Origin of the sequence: Periweissella fabaria, assembly GCF_918814575.1 — a bacterium.
In the GTDB taxonomy this organism is placed as follows: Bacteria; Bacillota; Bacilli; order Lactobacillales; family Lactobacillaceae; genus Periweissella; species Periweissella fabaria.
Genome location: NZ_CAKKNS010000004.1, coordinates 141,455 through 158,322 on the forward strand (window position 1 = coordinate 141,455; position 16,868 = coordinate 158,322).

The 16,868-nt window shown below is 40.1% G+C and carries 17 protein-coding genes and 1 pseudogene; all 18 read right to left on the bottom strand.

Annotated elements, in window-relative coordinates:
- Positions 1-146: 146 nt before the first annotated feature.
- A complete protein-coding gene (locus tag LQZ75_RS05660; protein ID WP_230096865.1) occupies positions 147-1,466 on the bottom strand; it encodes a dihydrolipoyl dehydrogenase family protein in 1,320 nt (439 codons plus the stop codon).
- Between the two features lie 49 nt (positions 1,467-1,515).
- The gene (gene pnuC / locus LQZ75_RS05665; RefSeq protein ID WP_230096866.1) at positions 1,516-2,265 is read right to left on the bottom strand and encodes a nicotinamide riboside transporter PnuC; all 750 of its coding nucleotides are present in this window, start codon (positions 2,263-2,265) and stop codon (positions 1,516-1,518) included.
- Between the two features lie 270 nt (positions 2,266-2,535).
- Complete coding sequence (gene folP, locus LQZ75_RS05670; protein WP_230096867.1) at positions 2,536-3,678, bottom strand: dihydropteroate synthase; 1,143 nt, start codon at positions 3,676-3,678, stop codon at positions 2,536-2,538.
- Complete coding sequence (locus LQZ75_RS05675) at positions 3,679-4,269, bottom strand: non-canonical purine NTP pyrophosphatase (protein WP_230096868.1); 591 nt, start codon at positions 4,267-4,269, stop codon at positions 3,679-3,681.
- Positions 4,269-4,838, bottom strand: a pseudogene (gene folE / locus LQZ75_RS05680) (GTP cyclohydrolase I FolE). Before folE ends, LQZ75_RS05675 begins: the two are co-directional and overlap by 1 nt.
- Complete coding sequence (gene folK / locus LQZ75_RS05685) at positions 4,831-5,334, bottom strand: 2-amino-4-hydroxy-6-hydroxymethyldihydropteridine diphosphokinase (protein ID WP_230096869.1); 504 nt, start codon at positions 5,332-5,334, stop codon at positions 4,831-4,833. Before folK ends, folE begins: the two are co-directional and overlap by 8 nt.
- A complete protein-coding gene (gene folB, locus LQZ75_RS05690; protein ID WP_230096870.1) occupies positions 5,327-5,692 on the bottom strand; it encodes a dihydroneopterin aldolase in 366 nt (121 codons plus the stop codon). The genes folK and folB overlap by 8 nt, the downstream gene beginning before the upstream one ends.
- A gap of 202 nt (positions 5,693-5,894) precedes the next feature.
- The gene (locus LQZ75_RS05695) at positions 5,895-6,290 is read right to left on the bottom strand and encodes a VOC family protein (protein WP_230096871.1); all 396 of its coding nucleotides are present in this window, start codon (positions 6,288-6,290) and stop codon (positions 5,895-5,897) included.
- Positions 6,291-6,314: 24 nt separating this feature from the next.
- Positions 6,315-7,067: a DUF6198 family protein gene (locus LQZ75_RS05700; protein WP_230096872.1), complete on the bottom strand. Its 753-nt coding sequence runs from the start codon at positions 7,065-7,067 to the stop codon at positions 6,315-6,317.
- The gene (locus tag LQZ75_RS05705) at positions 7,067-8,068 is read right to left on the bottom strand and encodes a zinc-dependent alcohol dehydrogenase family protein (protein WP_230096873.1); all 1,002 of its coding nucleotides are present in this window, start codon (positions 8,066-8,068) and stop codon (positions 7,067-7,069) included. Before LQZ75_RS05705 ends, LQZ75_RS05700 begins: the two co-directional genes overlap by 1 nt.
- 61 nt (positions 8,069-8,129) lie before the next feature.
- Positions 8,130-9,008, bottom strand: coding sequence for a fructokinase ScrK (gene scrK, locus LQZ75_RS05710; protein ID WP_230096874.1), 879 nt, complete (start codon positions 9,006-9,008; stop codon positions 8,130-8,132).
- Positions 9,009-9,447: 439 nt separating this feature from the next.
- Positions 9,448-10,176, bottom strand: coding sequence for a GntR family transcriptional regulator (locus LQZ75_RS05715; protein ID WP_230096875.1), 729 nt, complete (start codon positions 10,174-10,176; stop codon positions 9,448-9,450).
- 163 nt (positions 10,177-10,339) lie between these two features.
- Complete coding sequence (locus LQZ75_RS05720) at positions 10,340-11,014, bottom strand: HD domain-containing protein (protein WP_230096876.1); 675 nt, start codon at positions 11,012-11,014, stop codon at positions 10,340-10,342.
- A gap of 5 nt (positions 11,015-11,019) precedes the next feature.
- The gene (locus tag LQZ75_RS05725) at positions 11,020-11,517 is read right to left on the bottom strand and encodes an aminoacyl-tRNA deacylase (RefSeq protein ID WP_230096877.1); all 498 of its coding nucleotides are present in this window, start codon (positions 11,515-11,517) and stop codon (positions 11,020-11,022) included.
- A gap of 14 nt (positions 11,518-11,531) precedes the next feature.
- On the bottom strand, positions 11,532-12,974 hold the full coding sequence (locus tag LQZ75_RS05730; protein ID WP_230096878.1) for an MDR family MFS transporter: 1,443 nt from the start codon (positions 12,972-12,974) through the stop codon (positions 11,532-11,534).
- A gap of 147 nt (positions 12,975-13,121) precedes the next feature.
- Positions 13,122-14,237 carry a VanZ family protein gene (locus tag LQZ75_RS05735; protein ID WP_230096879.1) on the bottom strand — a complete coding sequence of 372 codons (1,116 nt, stop codon included), beginning with the start codon at positions 14,235-14,237 and terminating at the stop codon, positions 13,122-13,124.
- A gap of 146 nt (positions 14,238-14,383) precedes the next feature.
- Positions 14,384-16,075, bottom strand: coding sequence for an acetolactate synthase AlsS (gene alsS, locus LQZ75_RS05740; protein ID WP_230096880.1), 1,692 nt, complete (start codon positions 16,073-16,075; stop codon positions 14,384-14,386).
- Positions 16,076-16,261: 186 nt separating this feature from the next.
- Complete coding sequence (locus tag LQZ75_RS05745; RefSeq protein WP_230096881.1) at positions 16,262-16,675, bottom strand: MarR family winged helix-turn-helix transcriptional regulator; 414 nt, start codon at positions 16,673-16,675, stop codon at positions 16,262-16,264.
- Positions 16,676-16,868: the final 193 nt, after the last annotated feature.

The window sequence follows — 16,868 nt, forward strand, 5'->3', positions numbered from 1 at the left end:
AATGCTAGCGTGTGCCAAGTCGTTATCCTTTAAAATCCATTTAGATGGCGGACAAAATTTTCCAGATAACTAAAAAACGCCTTCGATACATAGACCATATCTAAGGCGTTTTTGATTAATATTCAGTTTTTATATCGCTTAGGGCCCTAATAGAAGTATCCTAAGTCGCTTTCCATCGTTGGATACGTCATAATCTGCTTAGTAACATCGTCTGCCGTTGTCTCGCTATTAACCGCAGTCACAAACATATTAATAATTTCATCAGCTTGTTCTGAAATTAAACTAGCCCCAACGATTTTGCCATCATGCTTAATCACGCGTGCGGATGCTTGGTCATTTAAACGCATGTAATTAAACCAACTACTTAAATCATAATCCGTTACGTCATAGCCTTTAATTTTGGCTTCAGCCGTGCTTACTCCAACTTGGGCAATTCTTGGATGTCCATATACCGCTGAAGAAATTACCGGATAATTAATCTCAGCAGCTGTTTGGCCATTGAGAAAATCAACTAAATAGCGTGCTTCATAGCCGGCCACCGGTGTTAAATTAGGCGTCCCAGAATTTGCTACATCCCCAGCTGCAAAAATATTCGGATTCGTTGTTTGTAAGTGGCCATTTACTTTAATGCCCTGAGAATCAAATTCAACTCCCGCAGTTGCCAAATCAAGGCCTTCAACAGCCGCATGTCGACCTGTGGCCGCAATAACTTTATCCGTCAAGAAAGTCCGGCCGTCAGTCGTTGTTACTAAAATTCGGTCAGCTTGCTTCTTTAATGAAGCTACTTCGGTATCAAATTGAAAATCAACGCCTTGGGCCGTCATTTCAGGCACAAGCTTATCAACTAACCATGGTTCAAATCCCCGTAAAAGGTGTTGATTGTGTTGCAATAAATGCACTTGAGCGCCGGCCAATTGAGCAATACTTGCAAATTCAACCGCAATATAGCCACCACCAACTATTGTTATATCGGCTGGCAACGTTGGCATGTTCAAAAAATCCTCCGACGTCTCGGCTAATTGAGCCCCAGTGAAGGTTGGTCGGGTTGGCCGTTTACCGGTTGCAAGCACCCAAGTATTTGCTTGAATTTGCGTTCCATCAGGTAAGACAACTGTATCCGCATTAATAAACCGTGGTATCGCATGATAAGTAGCAATATCATCACCGGTTAAGCCAGCTAATGTTCGGACCGGATGAGCATCGACATATTTTTGCTTTTTAGCCATCACCGCTGGCCAATCTATCTTTAATTGTCCTGGGACTTCCTTTTGAAATAATTGGGCTTGCCGTAAAACATCAATACTATTAACGATTATTTTTTTCGGATCACATCCCATATTGGCACATGTCCCACCCCAGATATAATCTTCAAAAATGGCCACGCTTTTACCAGCCGTACGCATGCCATAGGCCACTGTTGTTCCAGCCGAACCTGATCCAATAATGCCAACATCATATTTAAGCATCGTATACTCCTCTCCCATCCAAACTAAACTCAATTCGCTTTTCAAGAACTTATTTTACTCGTGGTTCCCCATCAGGTCCCTTCGACCATTGATAATAAGCGTAAACTGCATTAAATAGTAAGGCAAATTGTAACGCCACTTGTGAGACATTGTCCCCAAGTGAACCTAAGCCTGTTTGCCCATTAAATGTGCGTAAAGCTAAAATAGTCCAATAAATTGACCCTGCTCCATTGACAACAATCCATAACGCCCAATTTTCTTGGAATTTAAAAATGAACAATACTTGGGCAATGAAACTCACCACAAAATTAATTGAATCCAAGTATGGTAATTGGCCATGTAGATGGGCTAAAACAACCCAGCCGGCAATCCAGGCCAACACCGAAATTCCGGCAATCACCCCGCGCATTGCGCTACTAAAATAACGGATTTTGTGATTAATAATCCAAAAATACCAGCCAACCGGTTGCGAAAGCACATAGAAAATATCAATCGCAAAAGAACCATAAGCATGGGTTGTCAGCGCAATATAGCCCATCGCAATGTATTGCAAAACCCCGAAAACAAAGGTTACATTACGATTTTTCATTCCATATACCAGACACAACACACCAAAGACTCCTGAAGCAATCCCCATTAAAGAACTTGGAATCCATAAGTACGCTGCAAATTGTAGTAGCACTAAGCAAATAGTATAAAAAATTTCAAATGGCTTCCAATTAGTAAACAGTTGCGTGTACCACCATCCATGATGACCACTACTACCAACAGCCCCACTATCTGTCTGTAATTTCCTCATCACATCATCCCCTCTAAATGTAAAATTTAAACTTGTAGCTTAATTTTACCACCACTTAATTTTTTTCATGCCTTTGTGAACTTGTACTAATACCTCGCCTATATTCACCATATTACAAACGACATAGATTCAGACTTCAAAAACAGATCTAACATCCAAACCAAAAAACCTGACCGAATTTTTTATCCAGTCAGGTTTTGCTAATTTTATCCTATCTATGAACCATCTTTAGTCACACACTTATTTACGGCATCTTAAAGCGGATCGTTATTAACCTAACCAGTACCCACTTGCAATAGTATCTAGTAATGTAACCAATTGGCGGGTTTCTGCAACGTCATGGACCCGTAAAATTCGGCCCCCACGAACATACATTAGCGCTTCAGCAACCAGTGTCATTGGTAAGCGGTCTTCTTTAGCTAACCCCAGTAAATTACCCAAGTAGCCTTTCCGTGATATTGCAATCATCATTGGTCGTTTAAAATCGTTAAATGCATCGACATTTAACATCATGCCATAATCTTGCACGCCATGGGGAACTTTTGAATAACCGATTCCTTGGTCTAATGCAATCCGTTCATACGCAATGCCGGCGTTCGTTAATAAGGCCAAATTATCAGCAAAGGCTGCGTGCATTTCGGGTGTTAATTCAGTAATATCTTTGTTACGTGCATTCAACATCGTCAAGAGACCGACATTACTATTAGCCAATAACGTTAATTTAGCCGGATCGTCTTCAAAACTATTAACATCATTAATAATATCGACCCCCGCCGCAATGGCTGCTTCCATGACCGGCAACTTATATGTATCAATGGCAATTACAACATCTGGGTACCGCTGCCGAATCGCTTTAATATATGGAATTGTCCGTTCAATTTCCACTTCTGGTGTCACTTCGGCATAGCCTGGCCGGGTCGTTTGACCATTAACTTCAATGACATCTGCCCCCGCAGCCACCATTTCAGCAACATGTTCGAGTACAGCTGCTTCAGTCTGGTACTTACCACCATCAAAAAATGAATCCGGTGTGATATTCATAATCGCATAAATCAACGCCTTATTACTTAAATCAAACCGGCGATTTTTGACTTGCCAGATTAAGGCAAATTGTTCATTAATTAAGCTAAGCTGTGTGGTAATTTCAGGATCAGCACCAAACCACCCATCCCAATTATTAGTTAATAATCGTAACGCCGGTAAGGTCAATAATACTTGGGCGTGGGTATCTTCAGCAAACCACAAGCCATCTAATTGCGCTACTCGATGCGCTAGCTTATTTAAGCTATCAGGCTTCATTTCACTAAACTCAAGGGCAATTAAGCGCTGTTTTTTGATTATTTGTAACAAAGATTTGCTTGTAAAATCATTACGTTGCGTTAATAAGGTGGTAATATCTTGTACAACTGCCATTTATTGATCACTCTCCATTAATAATTTTTGTTGTAAGGCTCTTGCAGCTTGGCCGCGATGTGTTTGCGGTAATCGACGAGCAGTGGGCATTTCAGCGAATGTTTGCGCTTGCGCAACTGGTTGAAAAAGCTTATCAAAACCCGTTGAAAGTTGGCCTCGCGGAGTTGTTACAATCTGGCCACTAACAACCCCCATACTGGTTATCGTTGCCATATTAGGACGCGCAGCCGCCAGCCAAGTAACCATTTGGGCATCACGGTGTGTTACGTTAGCTAAACGGGCCAACACCGCATCATTCATACTCAATCGACTGGTTTGCAAATCTCGGTTGGTCGTCACCCCAAGTTGGTCGGTTAACGCTACTAATTCTAGGCCACTATCATCGGCAATGACTGGCTGTTGTAACAAATTAGCTAAAAATTCAGCTTTAGCTTGGGCGTTAGCTTGATAACTGATTGTGCCTTCCGTTGGAAAGGTAACTGGGGCAAATTTAGTTGTATAACCAACCGCCGTAATCCCAGCCATTGCTAAACAAGCCTGTAAATCAGCTGTCTTATACGGGTTATTTGATGCAATTAACCATGTCGTCATTATTTCACAGTCCGTTGGAGAAATTCTCGCTTCAATTCTTTATCGTCAGTAAATGAACCTAAGTAATAACTCGTATCAGTCATCACACCTGGTTTTTCAACCCCCCGCATTTCAACTCACATATGCCGGGCTGAAATTGATACCGCTACCCCACGGGGATCAAGAATCCGCGTCAATTCACGCGCAATGTTGACCGTCATCCGTTCTTGAACATTGGGCCGCTTTGCACAATAATCCACCAAGCGCGGAATTTTACTCAAACCAATCACGTGGTTGTCACCTGGAACATAGGCTACATCAACCGTGCCATAAAACGGTAACAAATGATGCTCACACATTGAGTAAAATGGGATATCTTTTAACAAGACCATTTCCGTTGTTTCATCCACCGGAAAGACTTTATAGTTATCAAATTCAGGGGCCGTAACTGATGCAAAAACTTCACCATACATCTTAGCCACACGGGCGGGGGTTTCTTGTAATCCTTCCCGTTCCGGATCCTCACCAATCGCTTCTAAAATCATCTTTACTGCATTTTGTATCTTTTCTTGGTTTTTTGTATCAATCATTAGTAATAACCAACTCTCCTACTTTATTAATCCAACTTTTATCAAGCTGCTGCTCAAGGGCTGCTTCAACTTGTGCTAAAACAAGCGGATCATTTTGGGCAATTTCTTGTACTGGTAATAAAACAAAATTACGTTCCGCCGCATGCGGATGCGGCACTTGTAAATCTGGTAAATCAAGGACACGTGCCCCCCAGTAGACAATATCTAAATCAATTGTGCGTGGGCCCCAGTGAATCAACCGTTCACGATGTAAAGTTTGTTCAACATTATGTAAGGCCGCTAACAAAGCCAGTGGTGTTAAAGTGGTGGTCACGGCCACGGCAATATTGTTGAAATTAGCCTGATCACGGTTCCCCCAAGGCTCTGTTTCATAAATTGCGGACACTGCCGTAATTTGAATATCAGGATGTGCTTGTAAAGCCAATACCGCCGCCTTTAAATTGGCCACGCTATCACCAATATTACCCCCAATACTAAGATATACGTGTTCAGTCATTTTGCGTACCTGACACTTCAATCTCAACATCATCAAAAATGCCCGGCATTGGTACACTAAACTTGCGAATTTTTAACGTGATTTGTGGTGCGGTGGGATAGTTATGTAATAACGTAGCTAGTAATTCATTAGCTAATGATTCAATTAATTGATATGCATGCGTGTGGACAAATTTATCAATATCCGCCCGCACATCCGCATAACTAATTGTTGTTGCTAAATCGTCATTATGCACCGCTGTTTCAATTGGATAATTTAACTCAACGTCAATCGCAATTTGTTGTCCATTTTTGCGTTCTTCAGGCAACACCCCATTAAAAGTATGAAAACGTAGATTGTGAATTCGAATAGCACCCATTTGTGTAGCCTCCAATTTTTTATTAGTCTATAAGTTTAAATTATACCAAAATTACCGTCTTTTAATAATTACAACCGGATAAATTTTACTATTTCTAGGCAAAAAGTTCGTATCTTGTGTAAAAAAACTACCCTTGAAAAGATTACACCTTTCAAGGGTAGTTTCGCATTTTTATTTTAAGAAGCGGTGCTTAATTTAGACCTTACTTGGTGAGAATCTGGCAAAATTCAATCACTTCATGGTTTGGTCCTAAAATATTGAAGTACTTAATACCGTGAGCCCAAAATGAAGGAATACTTTGAACCTCATGGTCAATCAATTCAAGACCTTGTGCTTGAGCAGCCGCAAAAGTTGCTTCAATGTTAGTTGTATCAAGGGAAAGGTGATTAATTGCGCCGTTTGTCTTAGTAACAGCATCCCCAGTCCATGATTCAATCACGACATTGTCTAATTTCATAAAGACACATTGATTTTCACCATTAGGGAACAAACCCGCTTGTGTAAAGCCTAATGATTCATAAAAGGCAATCGTACCTGCTAAATCATCGGTAGGGATTCCAATGTGTTGAATTCCAGTTACATATTCATTAATTGCCATGTCCTTATTCCTACTTTCCATTACTTAATTAGTTTCAATTGCTTGGTGTTTAAGGGTTGGAAAGACCCATTTATCAGCAAATCCGGTAATCCCCCCTTGGAACAGAAAGGCAAAAATGGTGCCTAAACCAAAGTTTGTAAATGAGCGCGTAATTACTAATGCAATTACGGCCAAAATTGTTGGTGGAATGTATGACGCCCACATTGCTTGTGCAGCGTGACCACCAAAATACTTAAAGCGTAAAATTTGCATCAAATCATCAGCGGGGTGCAATACCAGATTAACCCGTTGATAAATCGAAATTGCCACACCGATACATCCAACACCCACGAAATTCAAGATGATATACAAGGCAATCATCCCTGGCGTACGAGCTTCAGGCAAGCCAGCAAATACTTGGGGATATGCTCCCAAGAAAAAATCAGAGAAGAATTGAATCAAAGCCGAGAAAGGCAACATGAAGGCAATATTTCCTAAGGCTTTCTTCCATGAGAAGTGCCCCATTAAAATCGCATTCAAAATAATCGTCAAAATCCCTACTGATAAGAATGCCCAAAACAAATTAAAGTTAATTGCATTGGCAAAGTTTGCCGTTGCCGCAGTCCAATACGCTGACCCAAGAAATCCCGGGTGAATTTTTGTACTAGTTACTAGCGTTAACACATTACCGACGGAATTGATCACTAATGAAATTACAAAAAAGGCTAATGATTTCGCCATCGATATTGTCCGTGGTGTCGTTGTCATGTGCTTAGTTGCTGTATGATTGATATCCATTATTCACCTACTTTAACAACTGCTTTACTTACCCCTTTAATTTCACCTTCCAAGTATTGCGTTACTTCCGCTAATGTTGGTTCGTGACTGATTAATGGTAAAACATCTAATTTACCAGTAGCCAATAAGGCAATTGAGTCCTCAAAGGTATCTGGATTAATAAATGAACCTTGAATAGTTAATTGTTTTTGGAAGACTTCATAAGTATTCATCTTAAATGTTTGGTCTGGTTTACCAACCCCAAACATCAACACTTGAGCACCTTTAACAGTTGCTTCAATGGCTTGTTCTTGGGTTTGAGGTAAACCAACCGCTTCAATGACAATGTCATATTCAGCAGGAATACTTTCTTTGGTGGTGTTAATTGTCTTGTTAACACCAAAGTGTTCCTTATTAAAAGCTAACTTATCATCAAAAATACCTGCTAAATCAACACTTGCCACCCCATAGGCTTGTAAGATTTGTACAAATAATTGGCCCATAAAGCCATCCCCAATTACCAATGCTTTTTGCGATTGGTTTAGTTTCAACATTTTAATTCCGTGAACAGCACATGAAATAGGTTCAATGGCTGCTGCTGCTTTCAAATCAACATTTGCCGGAACAGTGTAAACTTGAGCTGCAGGTGCGGTAAAGAATTCTTCCAAGCCCCCATTACGAGTTACCCCAACAGCTGATAAGTTGTCACAAAGTTCCTTACGACCTGTCCGGCAGTATTCACATTGGCCACAATAAATATTAGGGTCAACACTAACATGATCGCCTACCTTAACATTGGTAACTCCTTCACCAATTGCCGCCACAATCCCTGAGTTTTCGTGTCCCAAGACGATTGGTGGTACGGCCGGTGCTGAACCAGGTAGGCCATTATATAGTGCATGGTCAGTTCCGCAAATCCCAGCATACTTAGTTTCAACTAAAACTTCACCAGCTTGTGGTGTTGGTTTTGTAACTTCTTGAATTTCCATCTTCTTGATATCTGTTAATACTAAAGCTTTCATTTTGTACTCTCCCATAATTTTTTATTGTTAGACAACATTTAAAACATGCGGTTTTAAAGGGTTATTCTTGGTATTCCTTAAGGGCCAAAGCGTAGTCCCCGAAGGTTGCTGAACCATTTGACTTCAAGGCTGGCATCACAAGGTACCGCTTCAAGTCACCAACTTCAACATAGCCATTCATCAACTTAGTGAATTGGTCACGAATTTTGTCCAAGAATTGTTCGCTAACAACCCCACCACCAAAGACAATCTTACCTGGACGTAATGTCAAAGTAGTTTGAATAGCAGCTTGGGCAATGTAGTAGGCCATGATGTCCCAAGTAGGGTCATCCAAAGGCACTTCACGGCCAGGTTTACCTAAGCGCGCATCAAAGGTTGGTCCAGCAACAAGGCCTTCCAAACAATCACCGTGGAATGGGCAAATTCCATCAAAGTTAAGATCATCTGGGTGACGCTTAACTTTCACGTGACCCATTTCAGGGTGACCAGTTTCACCAACAAAGTGACCGTTAATCACGATACCGGCCCCAACACCAGTTCCAATTGTGTAGTAAACTAATGAATCAATCTTTTCATTAGCTAATGTAGACATGACATATTCACCGTATGCAGAACCATTCACATCGGTAGTCCAGTAAACTGGCACATTGTTGAGATGTTCTTGGATGTAACCAACAAAGTCAGTATCTGCCCAACCCTTTTTAGGGGTATTAGTTATGTAGCCGTACTTAGGTGAATTCTTACGAAGTTCAATCGGACCAAAAGATGAAATCGCAATGGCTTTCAAATCGTCAAACTTTGAAAAGAACGCAACACATTGTGCTAATGTTTCTTCTGGGGTTGTCGTTGGGAAACTAGTCATTTCTTGGGTGCGATAATCTTCATTACCTACCGCACAAACAAACTTAGTTCCACCTGCTTCAATACTTCCTAAAATCAAAACACTGTCCTCCTAAAAAACCGTCATTTTTTTAATGTTTCATTAACAAAATAAATTGTAAGGCTAAATCGATGAAATGTAAACGCTTTCTAACAAGAAAAATATATTATTACATAAGTAAATAGTACATACAATTATTCTTTAACCCCCTCTCAGCACTTTGAATGGCTCAAAAACGGCTTAAATTAGCAATTTCACTTTTACTAAAATGAAATTTTACAATCAACAAACCCAAGTAATCCTTAAATAAAAATTCTATTTTAGTGAAAACAACTCATTTTATCGTAAAAAAACATGAAAATACGGATACCTGCCGTTAATTTATTATTAATATTTTTAATAACAAGTGCCTATGCTCCTAATATGCCTAAATAACCAAAAAAACAGCCCCTAAAATCCACTTTAGGGGCTGTTTAACGTTCTATTAAATATCTTAATGCTACTCTGAATCTAAACTCACAAAGGCATTATACTTCATATACTTATAATGCAAGCGCATCGTTGAGACCTCAAATGGGGTCCCATCGTCAAGAAAGAAAATCCCTTCCATTACGCCGACCGGTTCCGTTGCCGATAATCCTAATAAACGCCGATCACGCTCCGTAGATGGTTCTGCCATTACAGACATAAAGGACTTCGTAACTGCTTTTTTCTTAGTATCTTCCACAAAGTTAAAAATGGAGTTCGTAACATTTTCCATACCCAACTCGGGTAAAACTTTAATTGGAATAAACCCGTTTTCAATCATAAACGGCTCACCATCTAAGCGGCGTAACCGTTGTAATTGATAGACAAAGTCACCAGGAGATAAAAATAAGGCTTGTTGGAGATCCTCATCAGCCGGAATTACTTGAAAATTAAGTAATTCAATTGACGGCGCCCGGCCATCAATCCGATAACTGTCGGTAACTCCAAGGTTAGAACCTTCATTATGGAAAATTGGTTGGTTTTTTAAATATAACGGATTAACAAATGTGCCTGAACCACGCTTCTTAAAAATAATGCCTTGCCCAGCTAAAATATTGAGCGCTCTTTTAATTGATGAACGACTTACCCCGTAACTCTCAGCTAGTGAGCGTTCATCAGGCAACTTTTTATCAGGAAATTCATTACTATAAATGCGTTCTTTCAAGTCATGCAACACCTGCATATAGATCACGTCAGCCATGAAGTTTTCCTTTCACTTCGTTTCTTATCTTGTATTACTTACAACTTAATATTTACGTACATAAAATATTATAGTCTAAATAAATTGGTGTGACCACCGTTATTTAAAATGATACCCAATTTTTTTATTGAAACTACCCATTTTTGACAAAACCTTTACAACTTTATAAATCCAATCCGTCCCATTCACGCTTAAAATCACTTAAATAGTCTAGCATAATTTGTTGGCGATGTTGGCCAACTTGCTTCGCATAATCCGTATTCAAGTAATCAACGAGTAATAATAGCTTTTCATAGAAGTGATTAATCATCGTTCCTTCGTCATTATTACGATATTCAGCTTTGGTCATTGCCGTGCGTGGTTGGATGGCCGGATCATAAATCTTACTACCCATATGGCCACCATATACAAAGACTCGGGCAATTGCAATCGCCCCAATCGCATCTAACCGATCGGCATCTTGAACGATTTGGCCGTTAATATCTAATGGTTTGGCCGTGCCAGTCAAGGATTTTGACCAACTCATATTATCAATAATTGTAAAAATCGCTTTTTGATCAGCAACAACAACCCCAATACTCGTCAAAAATTTAGCTACTTTTGCTTTGGCTGCCGCAGGGTCAGCAAATAACTTATCATCATAAGTATCATGGAGGTATGCTGCTGCAATGACGATAAATTGATCAGCACTTGGTTCAGTTTCTAAAATCCGACCAGCATTTTGTACCACCCGCTTAATATGGCTAAAATCATGGCCACTAGCATCATGTTTTAAGACGTTGGCTACAAAAGCTGCAATCGTACTGTAGTTATTACCACATCCATTAATCATTTCCATCTTTTTTACTCCTCGTGGCGGGTTAAATCAACAAATTGAGCGTGGGTAAACTCTGCTAATTGTTGGGCATCGACTTTAATTGAGCGACCAAGTTCACCACCAGAAACAATGATTTCACCCATCGTTAACGCGCCTTGGTCAATAAAAATCGGAAAGTGTTTCGTTTGCCAAATTCCAACCGGATTATTAGCCCCATGGACATATCCGGTCGTTTTAACTAAATCCTTTAACGGAATCATTTCAACTTTTTTATTACCGGATGCTTGGGCTAATTTCTTTTCGGATAGATGCACATCTAAAGGCACACACCCAACAACCGGACCGGTTACATTCCCAATTAAAGCTAAGGTCTTGTAAATTTGATGTTCATCAAGCGCCCCGTGTTCAAACCGTGCCACACCATTATCATCATGCGTAGCAAAGACGAGGGTTTCATAACTAATCTTGGCTTTATCGAGCATTTGCTCTGCCAAAGTTTTTTTAATTTTGGTTTTCTTAGCCATTCCTTTTCTCCATTTTATGCAAATTTATCATCAGGGGCGTGATAGTGGCCGTCAACTTTCAACAGACGTGTTAATCCTGCCGCAATTAATACTAGTACGGTTGCCACAAAGTACGTCACTTGAATCCCAACTAGTTGATGATTAGCCGTTACCGCCCCACCATGGGCCACATTCGTTGAAACTAACGACATAATTGTCACTAACACTGCGGTTCCAAACGACGCCGCTAATTGGCGAATCGTCGTAAACATGGCGGAACCATCGGCAATTAAATGCAATGGTAACGCACTAAAGGCTTCCGTTTGAATTGGCATTGTCACAATTACTAACCCGACTTGGCGAATCACTTGCCATAGCATGATGTACAAGAGACTACTGTGGAAATTGAGTAACCCGAGCATAATCGTACCAACCGCGTTAATGATTAACCCGACAAGTGTTAAGTTACGGGCACCGTATTTATCATATAACGCCCCACTAACAGGTGATAATAAGGCCGTAATCAATGAACCCGGCAGTAATACTAAACCAGATTCAAACGCCGAACGACCCATCACCACTTGCATATACAATGGTAGCAAAATTGCCCCACCATATAAAGCAATCATCAAGACAACATTAATTAGGACCGCCACGTTAAATCGGCGATATTTCAATACCCCAAAATTAACTAAGCGTAATTTAGCGTGGGTTTGTTGGTAAACAAAGGCCGCGGTAATAAGCAAACCGATTAAGACATATCCCCACACATCAAAAGCCCCCCAGTTACCAGTACCGGCATTTGAAAAACCAACCAATAATGACCCCAAGCCTAAACTTGAGAGCACAACTCCTAAGAAGTCAAATTTCAAAAATTTCTGTTCACCAATGTTATTTAATTTAAAAAATGCAAAAATTAAGTCTAATAAAATTAATGGCGCCACCATGAAAAATAAATTACGCCAATTCGTATACGTCACAATCCAACCAGATACCGTTGGTCCAAGCGTCGGTGCGAAATTAAGCGCTAGGCCAATAATCCCCATCGCACGCCCCCGATGCTCAACGGTAAAAAGATTCATAATCACTACATTCATCAACGGGCCAAAAATACCGCCCCCCATTGCTTGAATCATCCGCCCTGTAATTAAAATAGGATAATTAGGCGCTAACCCGGCAATTAAAGTTCCAACGCCAAAAATGGTTAAATCCGATAAATACAGTTGGCGCGTCGTAAAGCGCTGAATTAAAAAAGCGGTTAATGGAACCATCACCCCATTAACAAGCATGTAACCATTCGTTAACCACTGTCCTAGGGCGGCGGTAATATGAAAATCGGCCATAATACTTGGTAAAGCGGTATTCATCAACGTTTGATTTAAAAAACCAATAAATGTTCCTAACATTAAAATTCCCAAAATTTGCCGGGAAGCCCGACTAGGACCGGTACTACTTTGTTCGTCTATTTCCGTTGCCATATAGTTCCTCCATTTTTTGTATATCAAAATAAATATAGTCTTTAGTTATCAAAAGATAAAGTAAATTACCTATTTTTAACCATAAAAAAAGGCTGAGAAAATTAAATTTCTCAGTCTTTTAGGCCTGTTGTGTAAACCAATCTCGTTTTAATGGCCAATTTCATGCGTTTTAGCAATCCGATCATAAAACATCGGAATCCGATGATTAATAAGAACTAACCCCATGTTTCCGACACAAATTAAGGTAAAAATCGCGGCTAATGCTAACACCGTCATGTACGCATTTAAATGTTTCCCTTCGTCAGCAACAAACCACCGTAGTAACTGCGGACTTAAATACATCCAATTACCAATAACTAAGCCAAATAGTAACCCTTGGCGAACTAACAATTGGCCAAAATTGGCTGGTTGCTCAGCTTGATTGACAATCCGAATTTTCACTAGGTGCTTACCAATGGTTTGCCCTTTCAAAATAGTTGGAATTAGGACAAAATATAATACGACGCCGATTAAATAATACCAATAATTATCAACGGCGATTGCTGATTGCCATTCATAAAGGGCAATAAAGATACTATTAAAAATAATCATATCAACTGCCAAACCAACTAAGCGCCGCCAAAAACTAACTTCAAAACGATTAGCTACCGCATCGGCATTTAACTGTTCAATTGATGGGATAAATTTGGTGAAAATTGGCGCTATCCAAAAACCAAGCATGCCCCCCGTAGTATTTAAAATCAAATCATCGACGTCAAACAACCGATATGGCCGTGGATAGATGAAATATAAACCACTCAGTTGTGTTAATTCAAAAAAGAGCGACAGACTAAAACTAGCCAATAATACTTGATACCATTTACGTTTCCAAATATAGCGTAAGTAAACCCCAAACGGTAACGTCAGTAACAAGTTAAAGAATTGTTGCAAGAAGACATCTTGCATTAATGCTGGTAAGTACGTATGAGGATTATCTAGCCGTAACACCGTTTGATGCAAAAATAAGCGTAATGCGGTCAACGGCATTAAATTATAGCGTGGCGTTGTCAATTGAGCTACGACTGAGCGTGGTGGTAACGGTAAAATAATCAAAAAATACGCACATAATAAATAGAAACTAAAACTAAATAAGACCACAACTTTTAGTTTTGAAATGGCACCAAAGCGGCGGTACTGAATAATCGAATACGGTAAGACGGCTAAAGCAGCCAAAATTGGAAATAAAAATACCGCAGTAATAATCGGTATTGTGTAAGCACTCATAGAGCATCCTCCATAATTGTATAAGTTTAAATCAAGCTTATCATAATCTAATTATAAGCACAAAAAAACTCGTATGTGATTAGATATTCACATACGAGTGTTATTTAGATCAACTTACTATTATCCTAACTAGCTTCAGCGTTTGCTTAACCAAGTTGTGAATTAATGATTTGTGAAGCTAGTTCGTTGTTATGTGAGTAGTCAACTGGGATATCAACAACCACTGGACCCTTAGTAGCAAAGGCTTCGTCTAAGACCGCGTTTAATTGATCTGCTGATTCAACACGGAGACCCTTGGCACCACAACTTTCAGCGAACTTAACAACGTCGATTGGTGCAAATTGAACCCCAGCAGATTCACCGTTGTACTTGTTTTCTTCTTGGAATTCAACCATGTTGTAACGTGCTTTATCGTTGAAGACAATTGATACAGTTTCGAGACCTAATTCAACGGCAGTTGAAAGTTCCGCCCCTGAGAAGAAGAAACCACCATCACCAGACACAGAAACTGACTTCGCATTTGGACGAACCATCGCTGCTGTCATTGCCCATGGAAGACCAACCCCAAGTGTTTGCATCCCGTTACTAATCAAGAAGTGACGAGGCACGTATGAACGGAAGTGGCGGGCCATCCAAATGTAGTGAGAACCAATATCAGTTGAAACCGTCATGTCATCCGTCACGTGATCTTGGAGCGCCTTAACAATCGCAATTGGGTGGCTCAATGTGCTATCAGTTGGTTCAAAAGTTGGTTCTTGAGCAGCATCTAATTCAGCTTTAAGACCCTTAAGTGTTTCAAGGGCTGCGGCTGGTACTTCGTAACCGGCAAGATCAGCTTCCAAGGCCTTCAAAGTAGCTGCCATGTCACCGATTAATTGCATTTGTGGCAAGTAGTTATTGTCGATTTGCGCAACGGCAGTATCAACAGTCACGATGTTCAAGTGACCTTCCTTGTTCCAGTTACGTGGTTCGTATTCGATTGCATCGTAACCTAAAGTAATTACTAAATCACTTTGGTGGAGCAACTTGTCACCAGTTTGGTTACGGAATAAACCAATCCGACCAAAGAATGATTGGTCAACAAGGTCACGTGAAATCACACCGGCACCTTGGAAAGTCTCGACAACTGGCAAGGCGTACTTGTGTAATAAGCTGTGTAACGCAGCAACAGTTGCGTCATCTGAACCACGTTGACCAACTAAAATAACTGGTAACTTAGCGTCCTTGATGCGTTGAGCAAGGGCAGCGATGTCTTCCGTTGCCGCAGCACCCATCCGTGCTGGGGCAGCTACTGGAAGAGCTTCAAAGTCAACTGGTGCATCATCGATATCTTGTGGAAGACTAACGAAAGCAGCCCCGTGCTTGTCACCATTAGCAGCAGCAAATGCGTTGCTCATGATTTCTGAAATGTTTTTTTCATCTTGAATTTCAGCACTAAAACGCGTAATTGGCGCAAATAATTGTGCTGATGGTGTGCTTTGGTGAGTTAAACGGTATAAGTCATTACGAGGTACTTGACCACCAATTGCAATCACAGCATCCCCTTCAGCATTGGCCGTCATCAAACCAGTGGCTAAGTTACCAACCCCAGGACCTGAAGTAGCAATCATCGCACCAGTCTTACCAGTAATTCGAGCAAAGGCTTGTGCCATGAAGGCAGCACTTTGTTCGTGGCGAACAACCACTAATTTAGGTGATTTTTCACCAGCTTTAGGGTGGTCAAGCCGTTCGAATAAACGGTCAATTTTGGCACCAGGAATCCCAAAAACAAGGTCAACTCCGTGGTTTACAAGGCTGTCGGCAACAATGTCGGCACCGTAACGTTGTGTATCTGACATAACTATAATTCCTCCGCGAACACTTCAAAATACGGTTCTAAATTTATTATTAACATAGAAATCATCTTAATCCCAAACGCAAAGTAAGTCAACTTAATTGACCTTTCTCTTATGATTTTCTTAACAAATTAATCATACAAATTTAAAAAGCCATAGTCCAACTATTGAACTACGACTTTTTAGTACTTATTTTTGCATGTGGTTAAGATACATGCTGGCTAATTGCTGCAATGCTGGACCCCAATCACCATCATTTTCAGTTAGAATACCATCGATAACGGCAGCTTGACCCCGATTAATTTCTGTTATCATCGTCAGACCAGCCGGGGTTAAATTAATGACTTTACTCCGTTTATCTTGTGGATCTGGTGTTAAATACACTAAATCACGGTCAGCTAAATTACGAAAAAGGACATTAAAGGCTTGTTTAGAAATTCTCAGCGTCTCTAGTAATTGCTTAATGGTTAAGCCTGGTACTAATTCCGCTAAAAATAAAATCCGATGCTGATTTTTATTTAAATTAAAAGCCGCAAAATCGGCGACTTCTGCAAATTCATGATATGCAAAAAAGATTGTGGCCAGATTATTTTTGGGCGTCATCCGTAACTCCTTAATTATTATCTATATAATTCAACATATTTATCATTCGTGTAGAATAATCTTTTTAATTCTAGCACTTCCAACGAATTGGTGCGATAAAGAAATCTATCCATACTAAAAAAATAGCGGATAATCTAAACAAAAACACTAGTGCCATGAGTTTACTCAATCCACTAGTGTTTTTCATTATTAA

Bases quoted from the DNA above. Each gene is read 5' to 3' on its own strand.
- LQZ75_RS05675 (WP_230096868.1), bottom strand. From the start codon at position 4,269: ATGACGACATGGTTAATTGCATCAAATAACCCGTATAAGACAGCTGAT.
- folB (WP_230096870.1), bottom strand. From the start codon at position 5,692: ATGGGTGCTATTCGAATTCACAATCTACGTTTTCATACTTTTAATGGG.
- pnuC (WP_230096866.1), bottom strand. From the start codon at position 2,265: ATGAGGAAATTACAGACAGATAGTGGGGCTGTTGGTAGTAGTGGTCAT.
- LQZ75_RS05720 (WP_230096876.1), bottom strand. From the start codon at position 11,014: ATGGAAATGATTAATGGATGTGGTAATAACTACAGTACGATTGCAGCT.
- LQZ75_RS05660 (WP_230096865.1), bottom strand. From the start codon at position 1,466: ATGCTTAAATATGATGTTGGCATTATTGGATCAGGTTCGGCTGGAACA.
- LQZ75_RS05695 (WP_230096871.1), bottom strand. From the start codon at position 6,290: ATGGCAATTAATGAATATGTAACTGGAATTCAACACATTGGAATCCCT.
- LQZ75_RS05735 (WP_230096879.1), bottom strand. From the start codon at position 14,237: ATGAGTGCTTACACAATACCGATTATTACTGCGGTATTTTTATTTCCA.
- LQZ75_RS05700 (WP_230096872.1), bottom strand. From the start codon at position 7,067: ATGGATATCAATCATACAGCAACTAAGCACATGACAACGACACCACGG.
- LQZ75_RS05730 (WP_230096878.1), bottom strand. From the start codon at position 12,974: ATGGCAACGGAAATAGACGAACAAAGTAGTACCGGTCCTAGTCGGGCT.
- folP (WP_230096867.1), bottom strand. From the start codon at position 3,678: ATGGCAGTTGTACAAGATATTACCACCTTATTAACGCAACGTAATGAT.
- LQZ75_RS05745 (WP_230096881.1), bottom strand. From the start codon at position 16,675: ATGACGCCCAAAAATAATCTGGCCACAATCTTTTTTGCATATCATGAA.
- folK (WP_230096869.1), bottom strand. From the start codon at position 5,334: ATGACTGAACACGTATATCTTAGTATTGGGGGTAATATTGGTGATAGC.
- LQZ75_RS05725 (WP_230096877.1), bottom strand. From the start codon at position 11,517: ATGGCTAAGAAAACCAAAATTAAAAAAACTTTGGCAGAGCAAATGCTC.
- LQZ75_RS05715 (WP_230096875.1), bottom strand. From the start codon at position 10,176: ATGGCTGACGTGATCTATATGCAGGTGTTGCATGACTTGAAAGAACGC.
- alsS (WP_230096880.1), bottom strand. From the start codon at position 16,075: ATGTCAGATACACAACGTTACGGTGCCGACATTGTTGCCGACAGCCTT.
- LQZ75_RS05705 (WP_230096873.1), bottom strand. From the start codon at position 8,068: ATGAAAGCTTTAGTATTAACAGATATCAAGAAGATGGAAATTCAAGAA.